This window comes from Paradevosia shaoguanensis (assembly GCF_016801025.1).
In the GTDB taxonomy this organism is placed as follows: Bacteria; Pseudomonadota; Alphaproteobacteria; order Rhizobiales; family Devosiaceae; genus Paradevosia; species Paradevosia shaoguanensis.
On the sequence record NZ_CP068983.1, the window covers coordinates 4,311,972 to 4,325,346 of the forward strand.

General features: G+C 61.2%; 16 protein-coding genes. 5 read left to right on the forward strand and 11 right to left on the reverse strand.

What is annotated here, in order from left to right; translation table 11 throughout:
• Window positions 1-139: 139 nt before the first annotated feature.
• A complete protein-coding gene (locus tag JNE37_RS20850) occupies window positions 140-523 on the reverse strand; it encodes a hypothetical protein (protein WP_203064675.1) in 384 nt (127 codons plus the stop codon).
• A gap of 4 nt (window positions 524-527) precedes the next feature.
• Window positions 528-3,809, reverse strand: coding sequence for an error-prone DNA polymerase (locus JNE37_RS20855; RefSeq protein WP_203064676.1), 3,282 nt, complete (start codon window positions 3,807-3,809; stop codon window positions 528-530).
• A gap of 390 nt (window positions 3,810-4,199) precedes the next feature.
• On the opposite strand from JNE37_RS20855, the gene radC reads away from it, so the two are divergent.
• The 4 genes from radC (at window position 4,200) to JNE37_RS20875 (ending at window position 6,278) form a co-directional block, all read left to right on the forward strand.
• Entirely contained in the window at window positions 4,200-4,835 is a 636-nt protein-coding gene (gene radC / locus JNE37_RS20860) for a RadC family protein (RefSeq protein ID WP_203064677.1), read from the forward strand.
• A 78-nt stretch (window positions 4,836-4,913) separates the two neighbouring features.
• Window positions 4,914-5,090 (forward strand): hypothetical protein, encoded by a 177-nt coding sequence (locus JNE37_RS20865; RefSeq protein ID WP_203064678.1) that lies wholly within the window; start codon window positions 4,914-4,916, stop codon window positions 5,088-5,090.
• A 225-nt stretch (window positions 5,091-5,315) separates the two neighbouring features.
• Complete coding sequence (locus tag JNE37_RS20870; RefSeq protein WP_203064679.1) at window positions 5,316-5,930, forward strand: response regulator transcription factor; 615 nt, start codon at window positions 5,316-5,318, stop codon at window positions 5,928-5,930.
• A 117-nt stretch (window positions 5,931-6,047) separates the two neighbouring features.
• Window positions 6,048-6,278, forward strand: coding sequence for a hypothetical protein (locus tag JNE37_RS20875; protein WP_203064680.1), 231 nt, complete (start codon window positions 6,048-6,050; stop codon window positions 6,276-6,278).
• A gap of 531 nt (window positions 6,279-6,809) precedes the next feature.
• Here JNE37_RS20875 and JNE37_RS20885 read toward each other — a convergent pair.
• From JNE37_RS20885 to JNE37_RS20900, 4 genes are read right to left on the reverse strand one after another with little or no spacing between them, the layout of a single operon-like run.
• Complete coding sequence (locus JNE37_RS20885) at window positions 6,810-7,199, reverse strand: hypothetical protein (RefSeq protein WP_203064682.1); 390 nt, start codon at window positions 7,197-7,199, stop codon at window positions 6,810-6,812.
• A gap of 2 nt (window positions 7,200-7,201) precedes the next feature.
• Window positions 7,202-7,504 carry a hypothetical protein gene (locus JNE37_RS20890; RefSeq protein ID WP_203064683.1) on the reverse strand — a complete coding sequence of 101 codons (303 nt, stop codon included), beginning with the start codon at window positions 7,502-7,504 and terminating at the stop codon, window positions 7,202-7,204.
• Entirely contained in the window at window positions 7,504-7,770 is a 267-nt protein-coding gene (locus JNE37_RS20895; protein WP_203064684.1) for a hypothetical protein, read from the reverse strand. Before JNE37_RS20895 ends, JNE37_RS20890 begins: the two co-directional genes overlap by 1 nt.
• A gap of 2 nt (window positions 7,771-7,772) precedes the next feature.
• Entirely contained in the window at window positions 7,773-8,519 is a 747-nt protein-coding gene (locus tag JNE37_RS20900; protein WP_203064685.1) for a glycoside hydrolase family 108 protein, read from the reverse strand.
• Window positions 8,520-8,635: 116 nt separating this feature from the next.
• Here JNE37_RS20900 and JNE37_RS20905 point away from each other — a divergent pair, with 116 nt between their 5' ends.
• Window positions 8,636-9,283 (forward strand): outer membrane protein, encoded by a 648-nt coding sequence (locus JNE37_RS20905; RefSeq protein WP_203064686.1) that lies wholly within the window; start codon window positions 8,636-8,638, stop codon window positions 9,281-9,283.
• Window positions 9,284-9,313: 30 nt separating this feature from the next.
• On the opposite strand, the gene JNE37_RS20910 is transcribed toward JNE37_RS20905, so the two are convergent.
• The 5 genes from JNE37_RS20910 to JNE37_RS20930 form a co-directional block, all read right to left on the reverse strand.
• On the reverse strand, window positions 9,314-9,649 hold the full coding sequence (locus tag JNE37_RS20910) for a hypothetical protein (protein WP_203064687.1): 336 nt from the start codon (window positions 9,647-9,649) through the stop codon (window positions 9,314-9,316).
• 153 nt (window positions 9,650-9,802) lie between these two features.
• Window positions 9,803-10,195 carry a hypothetical protein gene (locus JNE37_RS20915; protein WP_203064688.1) on the reverse strand — a complete coding sequence of 131 codons (393 nt, stop codon included), beginning with the start codon at window positions 10,193-10,195 and terminating at the stop codon, window positions 9,803-9,805.
• Window positions 10,192-11,817, reverse strand: a complete 1,626-nt coding sequence (locus tag JNE37_RS20920) for a hypothetical protein (protein ID WP_203064689.1) — start codon at window positions 11,815-11,817, stop codon at window positions 10,192-10,194. Before JNE37_RS20920 ends, JNE37_RS20915 begins: the two co-directional genes overlap by 4 nt.
• Window positions 11,814-12,563: a hypothetical protein gene (locus tag JNE37_RS20925; protein WP_203064690.1), complete on the reverse strand. Its 750-nt coding sequence runs from the start codon at window positions 12,561-12,563 to the stop codon at window positions 11,814-11,816. Before JNE37_RS20925 ends, JNE37_RS20920 begins: the two co-directional genes overlap by 4 nt.
• Window positions 12,563-13,375 carry a hypothetical protein gene (locus tag JNE37_RS20930; RefSeq protein WP_203064691.1) on the reverse strand — a complete coding sequence of 271 codons (813 nt, stop codon included), beginning with the start codon at window positions 13,373-13,375 and terminating at the stop codon, window positions 12,563-12,565. Before JNE37_RS20930 ends, JNE37_RS20925 begins: the two co-directional genes overlap by 1 nt.

The following is a 13,375-nucleotide window of genomic DNA, read 5'->3' on the forward strand; positions in this document are numbered from 1 at the left end:
CCATCTTAGCTGCTTCTATCGCGTCTCCGCTACGGAGCCTGGTCGCTTGGTTCAGCTCGGCGAGGTCATCTGCGATCAGATCAGGTCCTTCCCAGCCATTCTCGCGGATGATCTCGGACATCCCAGCCGAAGCCCCATTTTAGCGGCCGAACTTCCGTCCTCCCTTCCTGACGCCCACCCAGGGCAGTTCGCCCGCGTTGTTTGCCTCACGGGCGCGCTGCATGGCGATGATTTGATCCTGGGAGAGTGGAACGGTCCCAGTCCCGTGCGAGCCGGCGAAACCCGGCGGCGCATTTGCGTGGCCCAGAGCGAAGACCGGAAAACGCCACCCGCATAGCGAGCAGCGCAGCATTCCCGCGAGATAGTCGCGGCCGCGGTAGAAATCGAAGCTCCAGCCGAGTCGGATGGCCAGCAGATCAAGCCGAAGCTGTGCGTCGTGATTGCAGACGTAGTAGTGCGAGCAGAAAGCGCGGATGGCTCGCCCGGTCTCGTGGAAGTCCTGCAGGGTGCGGATCGAGCCCATGGCATCAGTGGAAGTTGCGCCCGGACGGCAAGGCGTCAGCGATCTGCTTGGCCTGCAGGTCGAGGTATTGCTGCCGCTCCCGTGCCCTGCGCTCATCGACATTGTCGGCCGTTATGCCGACGTCGAAGCCGCCGGCAACCGCTACCATCTGCCCGGTAAGATCGATGAATTCCTTAGCGACCACGTGAACGACCAAGCCCTCACGCTGCAGAGGTCCGCGCACGGCCATGACGCGTGCGCCAAGAACGGTTCGGCGATTGGCCTCGAAGGTCTTGGGCCAGACAATGATGTTGGCCACACCGGTCTCGTCCTCGAGCGTCGCAAAGATCACTCCGCTCGCCGTTCCCGGGCGCTGCCGCACCAGCACCAGGCCGGCTACAGTCACCCACCTCCCCGGATCGACGTTGCGCAGTTCATCAGCCTGCACGATGCGCCTGCGGCCGAGGTCCTCGCGCAAGAAACTCATGGGGTGCGCTTTGAGCGAGATCGAGAGCGCCCGGTAGTCGTGGATGACCTCTTCGCCAAGGAGCATCGGAGGCAGCTTGCTTTCGCCCGTGATGTCGTCGCCGTCCACTCCCGCAGCCGCAAAGATCGGAAGCGTCTCGGCTCCATGCTCGCCGATGAGCCCACGGATGGCCCACAGCGCATCGCGGCGGGAGAGCCCCAGGGACTGGAAAGCGTCAGCGTCGGCGAGCTTCTCCAGCACTGACGGCGACAGGCCGGTGCGAAGCCAGAGATCGCGCACGCTGTCATAACCGCCGCGACGCCGGGCAATGATCAGATTCGCATGCTCGGTCCTCAAGCCCTTCACCAGGTTGAAACCGAGCCGGATGCCCATATTGCCCCAGATATCGCCTTCCATCTCGGCGTGACGCGCCGCGATACCCACACCGGCTTGGTTGGACTTCTCCATGACGATTTCGAGGTCGGAGAGATTGATGTCGACGGGACGGACGTCAACGCCATGGTCCTGCGCGTCGCGGACGATTTGAGCCGGGGCGTAGAAGCCCATGGGCTGGCTGTTGAGTAGCGCCGCGGCGAAGACGTCCGGGTAGTGGCATTTGATCCAGCAGGACACGTAGACCAGAAGCGCGAACGAGGCGGCGTGGCTCTCCGGGAAGCCGTAGCTGCCGAAGCCCTCAATCTGCTTGAAGCAGGCATCGGCAAAATCCCGCTCGTAGCCTCGCTCCAGCATGCCGGCGATGAACTTGTCTCGGAACACGCCGACCCCGCCGGTGCGCTTGAAGGTGGCCATGGCGCGCCTCAGCTTGTCGGCCTCGCCAGGCGTGAATCCGGCACCGACTATGGCGATCTTCATGGCCTGCTCCTGGAAGAGCGGCACGCCATAGGTCTTCTTGAGCACATTTTCGAGCTCGGGCGACGGGTAACTCGTCGGCTCCAGCCCCTGCCGGCGCTTGAGGTACGGATGCACCATGTCGCCCTGAATGGGCCCGGGGCGCACGATAGCCACCTCAATGACCAGGTCGTAGAACTCGGTCGGCTTGAGCCTGGGCAGCATCGACATCTGCGCCCGGCTCTCGATCTGGAACACGCCGATGGTATCGGCGCGATGGGTCATCTTGTAGACGCAAGGATCCTCGGACGGCACGGTCGCTAGCGTTAGCGACAGGCCATAGTGCTGCCGTAGCAGGTTGAAGGCCCGACGGATGCACGAGAGCATGCCCAGAGCCAGCACGTCGACCTTGAGGATGCCGAGCTCGTCGAGATCATCCTTGTTCCACTCGATGACCGTCCGATCCTCCATGGCAGCATTGGAGATGGGTACCAGCTGATCAAGACGGTCGCGGGTGATGACGAAGCCCCCGACATGCTGACCGAGGTGCCGCGGAAAGCCGTACATCTCAGTGGCGATCGCCAGGACCATGCGGACAACGCGGGCATCAGGGTTCATCCCGGCCTCGCGCAACCGGGCGTCGGTGATATCCATCCGTCCCCAGCCGAAATTGGTGCTGGAGATCGAAGTGATCATGTCCTCGGAGAGCCCAAAGACCTTGCCGACATCGCGGATGGCGCCCTTTGTTCGGTAGGTGATGACGTTGGCGGTCAGCCCCGCACGGCTTCGCCCGTACTTCTGATAGATGTACTGCATCACCTCTTCGCGCCGCTCGTGCTCGAAGTCGACGTCGATGTCTGGCGGCTCGTCGCGTTCCGTCGAAACGAACCGCTCGAAGAGCAGGTCGACGAGCATGGGGTCAACTTCGGTGATGCCGAGGCAGAAGCACACCGCGGAATTGGCAGCCGATCCCCTACCTTGGCAAAGGATGCCGCGCTCCTGGCGCGCGAAGCGAACGATATCCTGGACAGTTAGGAAATAGGCCGCGTACTTCATTTCCGCGATGAGTTCGAGCTCGTGCGCCAGACCCTTTCGCACACGCTCGGGAATGCCATCGGGATAGCGCCGCTCGGCGCCTTCCCAGGAAAGGCGCTCCAAGGTCTGCTGGGCGGTCTCTCCGTTGCCGACGGTCTCCTCGGGGTAGATGTATCGGAGCTGATCGAGGGAGAACGAGATGCGGTAGAGGATGTGCCGGGACTGCGCCAGGGCATCCGGGTGCTCACGAAAGAGCCTGGCCATCTCGGCCGGCGACTTGATGTGGCGCTCGCTGTTGGCGGACAGCTTCTGGCCTGCCTCAAAGATTGTGACGCCTTCCCGGATGCAGGTGAGGACGTCGGCAATCCGGCTGCGGGAGGGCTCGTGGTAGAGCGCATCCATGGTCGCAAGCAGCGGCACCTCGGCCGCCGCGGCGATCTCGGCCAGCTGCGCCAACCGCGCTCGGTCTTCCCCGCCATATCGGCAGGCCGCCGCCAGCCACACTCTGCCCGACGCCGAGCGAGACAACCAGGAAGCAGTAGCGCCCGCTCGGTCGAGGTCCGCATCGGGGATGACGATCATAAGCTGACCGTCAGAGTGGTCGAGCAGGTCCTGGAGTTCAAGGTGGCATTCGCCCTTCGGCGCTCGGCGGTTTCCGAGGGTCAGCAGTGCCGCGAGGCGGCCGTATGCCTCGCGATCGGAGGGATAGACTGCAATGTCAGGCGTGCCATCGGCGAAGACGAGCCGCGCCCCCACGACGAGTTTGAAGGTCGGAAAGTCCTTCGCCAGGTCGCGGGCCGCCGAGTAGGCGCGAACAACGCCGGAGAGCGAGTTTCGATCACATATGCCAATGCCGGACAGACCCAGCGTCGCCGCCTGCGCGACCATCTCGAAGGCGTGACTGGCGCCGCGGAGGAATGAGAAATTGGTGGCAGCGATAAGCTCTGCGTGGGACATGGCGGGTTCAGGTTCAGGGCGTTTGTTCTCTTTTTGTTCTATCCCTGCTCGCAACAAGGAGTCCAGATGTCATCGACCGAGACGATCAACGAACCGGCTTTAGGATGATCGAGTTGACGGGAAGAGTCACAGGGTAGCCGTAGTGCGGAAGCCGCACGGTAACCTCAGCCCCATCATCGGAAACTCGCGTAACCTCGGCCTCGATAAGAACTTTGTCACCCTTCGCGGGCTTCGACATGGGCACCTCCGCACCCCACACCAACGCTCGAAACCTAGACGTGGTTCAAAGATGCAGCCTGGGGATAACCGGAGCGGCTAGGGGTATTCCCCGATGGTAATGCTGCGACCGGCAATTGATCCTATGCGCATCATAGTGTTGGGGGCGGCACGATGCAGGGGATCAACCTCACGAGTGATCGAATTGCGGACTCGGACATCCTGGCCTTCGCGCTAGAGCCGATCAGCGGCGCCGAAGCGGCAGCGACAGCCACGTTGTTGCTGAAGCGATTTGGCTCGCTATCAGAAGTGCTGGCCGCGAATTCCTACCAGGTGCTCACCCTCCCCGGTCTCGACGCGCGCATCGCAGACCATTTGGCCAGCATTCGGTTGCTTGCGGAGCGATACGCTAGTTCCCGCTTTACGCCCACTGGTTCGATACTGAGCTGCTGGGGTGAGCTGCTGGACTACCTGCATGTCACGATGGCGTTTGAACGCGTCGAGCAGTTCCGCATCCTCTTCCTCGATAAGAAAAACCGCTTACTCGCCGACGAGGTGCAGCAACGTGGCACGATCGACCACACCCCCGTCTATCCAAGAGAGGTAGTCCGGCGCGCGCTGGACCTGGGCGCAACCGCCATCATTCTGGTCCACAACCACCCATCGGGCGACCCCGCGCCCTCGGCGGCCGACGTTCAGATCACCCAGACGCTGAGCGAAGCATGCCGGCACCTGAACATCAGGGTGCACGATCACGTCGTCATCGCCAAGGCAGGCCACACCTCGTTCCGGGACATGAAGCTGCTCTAGGCAATGGCTATCGTCAGAAATCCCAATGGACCGAAAGCTCGGCTCGCGATGAGATCGAGGCATCCAAAGGGAGCCAAGATGAAGACCGAACGACAACTCGCGCGCCTATCCAACGAACGGCTGGATGCGCATCTAAACTACCACATTGAAGCAGTCGCATTGGCCGCCATCTATGGACGGCGGTCGGTCAAAGATGAGCAAGCCCTGGAGAGGGTCCGGAAGGTGATGGAAACCAGAAACCAAAAGCCGCACTAGTTAGGCGCCGCCTAAAAACTTCACCCAACTAATCAAGAATTTCTCGCGTTCCCCCGCCACAATACACTTGTGCCAACACAAATAAAGTCAGCTTATATTACCAATTAGAATTCAAAAGCAGAACCTTCGATTATTTGATTGGATAACGTACTTATTTTGCCTAATTCTTATTCCGCGATTCGACCGAGGCTCAATTCGTCACACTCCTTGGTCGAGGAGGGAAAAATGAAGAGAGGCAACACACGATGGATCAGGAACTCTGATCGACTGATCCACATCCTAGATAGCGACGTCAGAACCTGCGAGACCCTGACGACTTTATTGCGTTTCGAAGGCTTCAAGACGCAATGCTCTCACACCGCAGATGCGCTTTGGCTATCAAACTCGCGACCACCCGATGTCGCCTTGGTGAATTTCAACCTGGAAGACGGGCACGGTTTGGACGTGCTCAAGGCTATCGCAGAACAACGCATCGGCACTTCAGTCATAATGTTCGCGCACAGCCCACCCATCGACTCCATAGTGCGGGCTGTCCGTATGGGGGCGGCCGATGTCATCGTGGCACCCTATGACGTTGACCGTATGGTCCGAAGCATCATGCAGTGCGTTGGGTCCGGACCACACTTTGGCTTGGACATCGCCCCTCTGCCGACCTTCTTCAACCTGACCAACCGAGAGCGGGAAGTACTCGATTTGATCGCGGCAGGTCAGACCAACAAAGAGGCAGGGCGCCGTCTTGGTATCTCCCCCAAGACCGTTGAGGTGCATCGCTCAAGGGTCATGGAGAAGTTAGGAGCAAAAAACACTGCCGATTTGATGCGTATCTTCTTGGTTCGATAAGGACTTAGCGGGGCGGTAATAAAAATCGCCCCGCGTCTTAATTTGATCTAGTTCAAAGCGCCAACGTTCTCGGATATGTAATCGATTAAGGCATGCAGCCTTTGTCCCGGGAGCGCCATGTTGCCTGCCGACTTCCCCCCCGATGATGATGAACCCGACCACGACGACCCGATCTCGATTGAAGTTCACACGGACTATCTATTGCGGCGCGATCGCGTCGAGGATTTGACCAATCATCAGCTAGTGCATGCTCACCGCGTGCTTCACAACCCCAGCTTTGATGACAAACGTTGGTTGCCCGTGATTGAAGCAGAGATGCGAAAGCGTGGCCTCATTTGGCCATCCTGACCACAAATACGGGTTTCTACCGATTCCAAATAATCGGCATAGGATGCACTTTTTCCTTCGTCATCTTAACGGAGGTACTGCGGAAATGTTTGGTGTTTCCCCAATAGAGCGCGTTACTCCTCTAGACAAACGATGCGTCGAAATACAGTGGGCAGACCGATCGATCAGCACACACGACCTCACTCCTCTGATAAAAAACCGGAGGAGTATGCTGCCACTGAGGACGGACGACCAGCTATTCCACTCCGTTGAAGTCGGAGACGAGGGACGCTCCTTAGTCTGGCAGCCAGATCTCGCTATTGCGGTGTCTAGCATTCTTCGGCTTCCCAACAACGCGATGAGCCCACGAGAATTCATACGGATAAGTGAGGAGGTTGGCCTGAGTGTGGAAGCGCTGGCGTCCCTTCTTGGTGCATCTCGCCGACTAATTTCATGTTTTCGAAGCGGAGAGAGACCAATACCTCCGATGTTCGCATTGGCCATGCGGTATGTGGAGACGATGATGGGGCGATCTTAATCGTGTCATCTTTATCACCGCAGCAAAGCTCGGACAGTCGCGACTAACTGATCCCAGAACCACCACGCCGACGCCCCAAACGCGGCGCCGGCAATCCCGACCGTCCATACAACACCGTGGCCCATGAGCTTCACTCGGGCCCACTCGTCAACGGTTGGCTGGACAGCCGCTCGGTTTTCCTCGATCGAGGTACGCAGCGCGTCAAGTTCGCTGCGTACCTGAACATCAACCGCACCGGCGACAGCAATCGTCGCCTCAATGTGAGATAGCCGATCAGCTACGTCCTCGATGCGGTCGCGCATCGCCGCCCTGCTCTGCCGCGAGGCGTCGCGCTCCTCGGCGATGTCTTCCTTGAGCCCCCGCAGCATCTCGAGGAGCATGCGTTGCGCTTCGCTCTGGGTCATGGTCAGCGCCTGGAATAGGTATGCGGCTTGCCGGTCTGGCGCTCTGCCGCCTTCACGGCCTCGGCCGGGCTTTTGAATGTCGGCAGGTCTGCCGGTGGCACCTTGGGCGGCCCGCCGGAGCCACGATCGCGCCAGCCCTGCCGATAGGCGCCAAGGGTGAGGATGGCGAGGGCGGCGCCAACCAGCCCTTGCCACCCGAAAGTGCGCCAGACCCAGCCGAGCACGACAAGCCCCACGATGAACCATGCCCAGCCCGGAACCCAGCCGAGCAGGAAGTTGCGGACCATGCCAAAGAGCCAATCCATTAGAGCTGCTCCCCGGTGAAGTCGTCGCCAATCTTGCGGAGCCGGGAAACCTCGGCCTCGGGATCATCGGCGCGGACCGCCACGCGGGGGCGCATCCAGACGTTGATGACGAAGACGGCAGCGATCACGTAGGGCAGATATTTGGGCGGAATTATCGCCTGCACCTCGGGCGCACCCAGCAACGGCGCGACCAGCACCAGGAAAGCGCCAATGCCGTTGAAGAGGCGCGTGCGCCAGCGAACGATGAAATCCCATACATAGTGCATGGCTAGGCCTCCTTGGCGACCTTGGCGAGCGCGGCGGCCCGCTGAGAGTTGATGACGACGCGGAAAATGAGGATGCCGACCACGACGATGACGACCGCGATAACGACGCCCACGGGGAGGCTGGAGAGGTGGTGAGCCTGGTCGGCGGCAGCTGCCCCGCCGGTGACCACGGCGCCGCCCGCCTGCGTCCGCGCCGTCGTGCGAGCATCCTTAGCGTCAGCTTCGAGCTGGGGCTTGGTCGATACCCACGAGAGCGAGGTTGCCTCGATGGCGGCGATGCGTCGGGACCAGCCCTTGCCGAACACGGCGAAGGTGGAGAGCGACTGGACAAAGCCGAGCCGCTTGGCATTCACGCGCTTGATGAGGTCACGCGCCGGCAGACCCCGTGCGGCAAGGACAGTGGCAGGCCCCATGATGCCGTCGACGCCGACACCGGCCACCTGCTGCAATGCCTTGATGGATCGAGCGGGGCCGCTGTTCACCCCGTAGTCGAACACCGTCAGGTCGACGCCGCGCACCAGATCGTCACCGCGCACCTGGTTCCAGTAGCCATCCCTGTAGATCCTTTCGACCTCGGTCGAGGAAATGGCTCGCAGGTCGGCTTCGGTGGCACCGGGGCGATAGCGGCGGTACGTGGCGAGCGTAATTCCCTTCATGGTCGCGCGGCCGGTGTCTTGGGGATGATCGGACCACCCGCCCTCATAGGCGAGCGTTTCCGCCAGCACCGCTGGCAGATTACCTTTGGCCATGTGATAGGCCTCCTGTGATGTGTGAAAGGAAAACCGACCGGCATATGGGCGGGCGGCGAGCATTGACTCCGTACCCATCGAACGCGTTTATTCGCATTCGAAATGGGGGCTTGGGCATGCGAACAATTACACTGATCGCGGCGGCGTTGGTTTGCTTGGGAGTAGGCCAAACGCCGGCAGCAGAACTTGACCAATGGTCGGGTTTCTACGCTGGCGTCATTGCCAATGGGGCTGTTGGGCAAATGGTAGTTGAGGGCGGCGGCAGCACCGCCGAGCGAGGGGCCACACTCAGTGCCATTGCCGGATACCGCGCTCCGATCGGAGAGTTCGTCGGAGGCATTGAGGCTGCGCTAAGCCTAGGAGACGTTGGGTTTCTCCTGGAGGGATCGTTCTACAACACCTCGTTCTACAGCCATGAGTATCGATCCCGGCCCGCGGTTTCCTTCACCGGCTCTATTGGCATCCCCTTAGACGATATGCTGCCGTTTGCCTTCGCTGGCGTTTCGGTTGGCCCCGGATCGATTGACAGTCGTTATTGGTACGTGAACAAGCCAGTGAATCAGCTGCCACTAGCAGACATGTACGCTGACGCAATGCACGTTGGCCTCACGGCCGGGGTGGGCATAGACGCGCGGTTGACAGAGCACATTCTGTTGCGCGGGCAGTACACGTTCCTCAGGATGTTGCCATCCGACTATCGCAATTTCGCTACGCTGTCCTCTAACATCCACATGCTCGGCGCCGGCCTCATCTACCGGTTCTGAGACGAGGACGCTCTTGGCGGCGTGGACAAATTAGCGATGCTTGGCGAACAGGTCTCGCTGAGCTTGGTTGACTGAGCCGCTATCCCAATCGACTTCACGCTTTGACGACGGAATGTGGTCTCGCCGATCCTCGTTGTCGTAGAACAGGGTGCCGTGGATGCCGAGCGCATCGCGCTTGAGGATCGGGCGGTCCCAGAGAGGCGCCAACACCGCGCCTGCAGCGTCTTCCCCAAGTCGGTCGATCAGGTCTTCGACCAATTCGATGTCGCGTCCGTCCGGAAAGATCGTGTCGAACTCCTCCACCGTCGCCTGGAACACGCTGAAAGTGGCATTTGTAGCGCCGTCGATGATCTGGATATTCTTCATGATGGCATATTGGTACTAGAGAACATCGGCGGCAATCGAGCCTGATTGACGTGAAGCCGCACGCATGCGCTGTGGCATGCGCCACAACGGGGCTCCTGACACCACTTCGCCGCGAACATGACGGGTCGCGGCGTTTTCTTTTGGACCCTAGTCCTATTCCGCCGCCAACAGCTCGTCAGCGCGCGGCTGGCCAAGCGCGGCGGCGACAGCGCCATTTAACTGAACGAACAGCGGATCATCGCTCACAAAGTAATCCACGGCATAAAACATCATGCGCAGCTTGGCCGGCGTGGCTGGATTTTGGAGGACGGCTTCCATGGTCTGCACCTCCTGTTCGGACATTCGTCGGATGAAGACCGAGCGGTAAAGATTGTACGGCAGGTCACCGGTCGTGAAGGGCTCGGGCGTTCCCCAAGCGAGGAGGTCGGCCCAATCATCCGGCGTATCGATGGGCGAAAGCGCGATCTCTGCCGCCTCTGCCGTCATGGCAATTGCCGACGTGTGATCCGCATTGGCGAAGCGGGCGCTGATAAAGGTGTAGGTCATGTTGCGATCTCCTCGAGGGCAATGGAGCATTGAGCTACGCCTCCCCAGAGGCGGCCAGACGAAAGGCCATTTAGGGTGAAACTGCCGCCGCTGACGGCGAGGCGGACGGCAAAGGTCCGGGCATCCAGGGTAGCGACGGTGAAGTCGAATTCGAAGGTCAGCTGCTCGGCATAGGCGCCGGCAACCGTCTGAGCATGGGCCGTCAGCGCATTGGCGGCGTTGTCCACAAACGCCATGCCGATTAGGTTCAGGACGCCTGTTGCGCCGCCCCAGATGTTCACCGTACCCCTGATCTTGTTGCCCACCTTCCTGGGCGTGATAGCCACGGCCATGACCTGGGTGCCGTTGGTATTGGTCGGCGTCGTATCGGTGAGGGTCATCGTCGAGGATATCGTCGTCGCCGAGATAGTGATGGACTTCACCATCTGGACGAGAGAACCCGCCTGCCGCGGAGCGGCAGCGATAGCCTGCGCGGTGCGCAGCGCGTTCATGAACTTGGTAGTATCCGTTCCGGTCTCGGCATCCGACTGCGAGGCGAATGCACCAGCTTTGGTCAGTTTGCCTCCCGCGCCAGAGAAGAGAACCGGAGCGCCGTCCGTCACGCCACCGGCTGGCCCCACCATGTCGCCCGTGCCAGCACCGTCCTGGCCGGCGGGGATGGAGAAGTCGAGCCTCACTGTGTCGGCATCGATGATGACTGCGCTAACAGCGGCCGGCTGGCCATAGGGAACCGTCGTCACGGGGCCGAAGGTCAGTTCGGTAAAGGGACCAGGATCGCCTTTGTCGCCCTTAGGACCCTGGTAAGGGATGGGCGGGCTCCAGTCCCCGGCAGCGACACTGCGCTTGCGATAGAGCACGGCTGGGGCGCCAGCTCCGTCCGCTCCGTCGAGCGACAGAAACATGAAGCCGCCCGCTGCCGCATCATAGGCGGCACGCCCGGTAAACACGTCCTCAAAGTCGATCTTGAGCCCCTCGGCCGAGCGGTTCCACTCGACGGCCACCAGTTCGCCATCGCCGATGATGCCGTCGCCATCGACATATTCGAGCGTCACTTTGCGCCACTCATCCGGCCCCATATTCTCGGGGCTGGCCGAGAGCAGGAAGGCGGCATAGGCGCCCGTGTCGATGCTTCGGACGATATAGACCGTGCCGGCCTTGGCGAGGTCGATCAGCGCGCCCTGCTCGTGCCCGCCGTAGTCGAGCACATCCATGTAGATCTCGGTGGTATCCGCCCAGGCGGCGGCATTGCGCGCGAGCTTGCCCGGCCCCGGATCGTTGGCGCCGGAGAGACCAGCGCACTCGTAGAACAGACCCTTGCCGTAGGCGTCGGTCAGGGCGAGCTTGGCGTTGTACTCGGTAATCGAGCGCGCCACCTTCACAAGGTTGATGGCATTGGCGTTGAGCGGGTCGATTTCGCAGGAAACCGTGCCGTCGACGCCCTCATAGTCACGGGTCAGCTCGAAATGGCTGGTGTCGGTACGCGAGGCGATGAAGTAGGACGCGCCACCCAGCACGACGCTGCCATCCTCGGGGCAGTTCGCATCGCTGAGCGGGGCTCCCGTGAAGGCGACGGTGCGGGAGCCGGCCAGCACCGCAGCGGTGCCGGAGAGAATGCGGGTCATGGGCCACTCCGATATGAGCAGGGGGTGATTTCGAGGACGCCGATATAGGTCGAGGCGTAGTTGTAGGAATTTACAAAGCTGCAGTGATTGCCGTCGCCTTCGCGCAGCTGCGGAGAGGAAGCACCACTTGCGACATTCGCCTTCGCCTCGATCTGGCCGGTTTCGAAGCCGAGCGCCCCGACCGTCTGCCGACGCCGAAGAACGGCGCGCTTGGCAATCACCTCCCCTGTGCCGTCCAGCTGAGAGACAATGACGATCTCGAAGAGCCGCGCCCAGTTGTCCCCGCGCTCGGCGATCATCGAGTTGCCGATGAGCTGCATCCACTGGCCCTGGATGATCTCGGAGGGCCACGCATAGAGCCCCGGCTCAGATGGGCTGATCGAACCCCAGGAAGCGGCCGGCGTGATGGTTCGCGTCAGGTTGACGCGGGTTTCCAGAAAGTCGGTCCCCAGCGGCAACGCGCCCAGGTCGATATTGGGCAGCGTCGTCTCTTCCTGGTTCACCTTGGCCAGCGAGCGGCAAATCTCGTAAGCCCGGTTGAATGCATCGCCGGGAATCGTGCCGCGCCCCCACAGGTAGCGGTAGCTCTTGTTGTTGAAGTCCGGATACGAGAGCGTGAAAGGGTTGATGGTGATGACCGCACCCGGCACCGCGTTGAAGCTCTTGGCAGCGGTATCGAGAACGGTACGGGTGCCATCCTGGATGAGCGCGCGCCCGGCCTTGAAGCTGAACCTCGGGACTGCCATCACGCCACCACGCTGAGATAGTCGACGTTGGTCAGGCTGCCGCCGTAGCGCACCACCGTGGCGCCGCGCACGGTGACGCTCTCGATCCAGAAGCCGCCCGAGCGCACATAGCGAACCTGGCCGTTGTTGATGTCATAGACGGGTTCGGTCGGCATGTGGAACGCCGTCTCGCCTGTCTCAGCGAGCCGCAGGTGCTTTTCGGAATAGTTCACCTTGCCTCGGCCGGCGATGAGGACGTTGCCGTCCCGGCTCGTCTGAAAGACTGGCTTGGAGGGGTCGGCCTGGGGCTTGCGGAACACGACCACGCGATAGGTTTTGTTGAGTGACGGCATCGCCCCCAGACCGGGGACCACATACTCCACCTGCACGATCTGGGTGATGGTGGCATAGTGCCGAACGAAACGCGTCCCGCCCTGTTCATTGTTGGCGTACTGGATTGGAGCCGAGCCTGGCAGCTCGTTGTAGTTCTCGTCAGCGATGAGGAACTTCGGCACATAACCGAGATTGTGGGTCAGCAGCACGCGGCTTGCCGTGTAGGTGTCGGGATAGAGCGTGATGGTGATCAGCCCATAGACATCGCTGGCCCAGGTCGATGGTGCCGAAGCCGGATAGGCCGCGTGAGTGACCGGCACCGAGGCCGCAGCCGCCTCGGCGTAGTAGTCGTTCTTGGAGTGAAAGTAGACGGCATCGAGGTGCTGCTCTGGATGCTTGTAGGGCGCGAACTTGTCGCCGCTGGCGGGCTCGTCCCAGATGGCCATCTCGTCGCCGATCATAAGGCACTTCCCGCCATCCTCCATGTAGGTGAAAGGCAA

Excerpts from the sequence above, each read along its gene's own strand:
- JNE37_RS20890 (WP_203064683.1), bottom strand. The coding sequence starts at position 7,504 with ATGGATTGGCTCTTTGGCATGGTCCGCAACTTCCTGCTCGGCTGGGTT.
- JNE37_RS20925 (WP_203064690.1), bottom strand. The coding sequence starts at position 12,563 with ATGGCAGTCCCGAGGTTCAGCTTCAAGGCCGGGCGCGCGCTCATCCAG.
- JNE37_RS20900 (WP_203064685.1), bottom strand. The coding sequence starts at position 8,519 with ATGGCCAAAGGTAATCTGCCAGCGGTGCTGGCGGAAACGCTCGCCTAT.
- JNE37_RS20920 (WP_203064689.1), bottom strand. The coding sequence starts at position 11,817 with ATGACCCGCATTCTCTCCGGCACCGCTGCGGTGCTGGCCGGCTCCCGC.
- JNE37_RS20910 (WP_203064687.1), bottom strand. The coding sequence starts at position 9,649 with ATGAAGAATATCCAGATCATCGACGGCGCTACAAATGCCACTTTCAGC.
- JNE37_RS20885 (WP_203064682.1), bottom strand. The coding sequence starts at position 7,199 with ATGACCCAGAGCGAAGCGCAACGCATGCTCCTCGAGATGCTGCGGGGG.
- radC (WP_203064677.1), top strand. The coding sequence starts at position 4,200 with ATGCAGGGGATCAACCTCACGAGTGATCGAATTGCGGACTCGGACATC.
- JNE37_RS20905 (WP_203064686.1), top strand. The coding sequence starts at position 8,636 with ATGCGAACAATTACACTGATCGCGGCGGCGTTGGTTTGCTTGGGAGTA.
- JNE37_RS20915 (WP_203064688.1), bottom strand. The coding sequence starts at position 10,195 with ATGACCTACACCTTTATCAGCGCCCGCTTCGCCAATGCGGATCACACG.
- JNE37_RS20850 (WP_203064675.1), bottom strand. The coding sequence starts at position 523 with ATGGGCTCGATCCGCACCCTGCAGGACTTCCACGAGACCGGGCGAGCC.
- JNE37_RS20895 (WP_203064684.1), bottom strand. The coding sequence starts at position 7,770 with ATGCACTATGTATGGGATTTCATCGTTCGCTGGCGCACGCGCCTCTTC.
- JNE37_RS20865 (WP_203064678.1), top strand. The coding sequence starts at position 4,914 with ATGAAGACCGAACGACAACTCGCGCGCCTATCCAACGAACGGCTGGAT.
- JNE37_RS20855 (WP_203064676.1), bottom strand. The coding sequence starts at position 3,809 with ATGTCCCACGCAGAGCTTATCGCTGCCACCAATTTCTCATTCCTCCGC.
- JNE37_RS20870 (WP_203064679.1), top strand. The coding sequence starts at position 5,316 with ATGAAGAGAGGCAACACACGATGGATCAGGAACTCTGATCGACTGATC.
- JNE37_RS20875 (WP_203064680.1), top strand. The coding sequence starts at position 6,048 with ATGTTGCCTGCCGACTTCCCCCCCGATGATGATGAACCCGACCACGAC.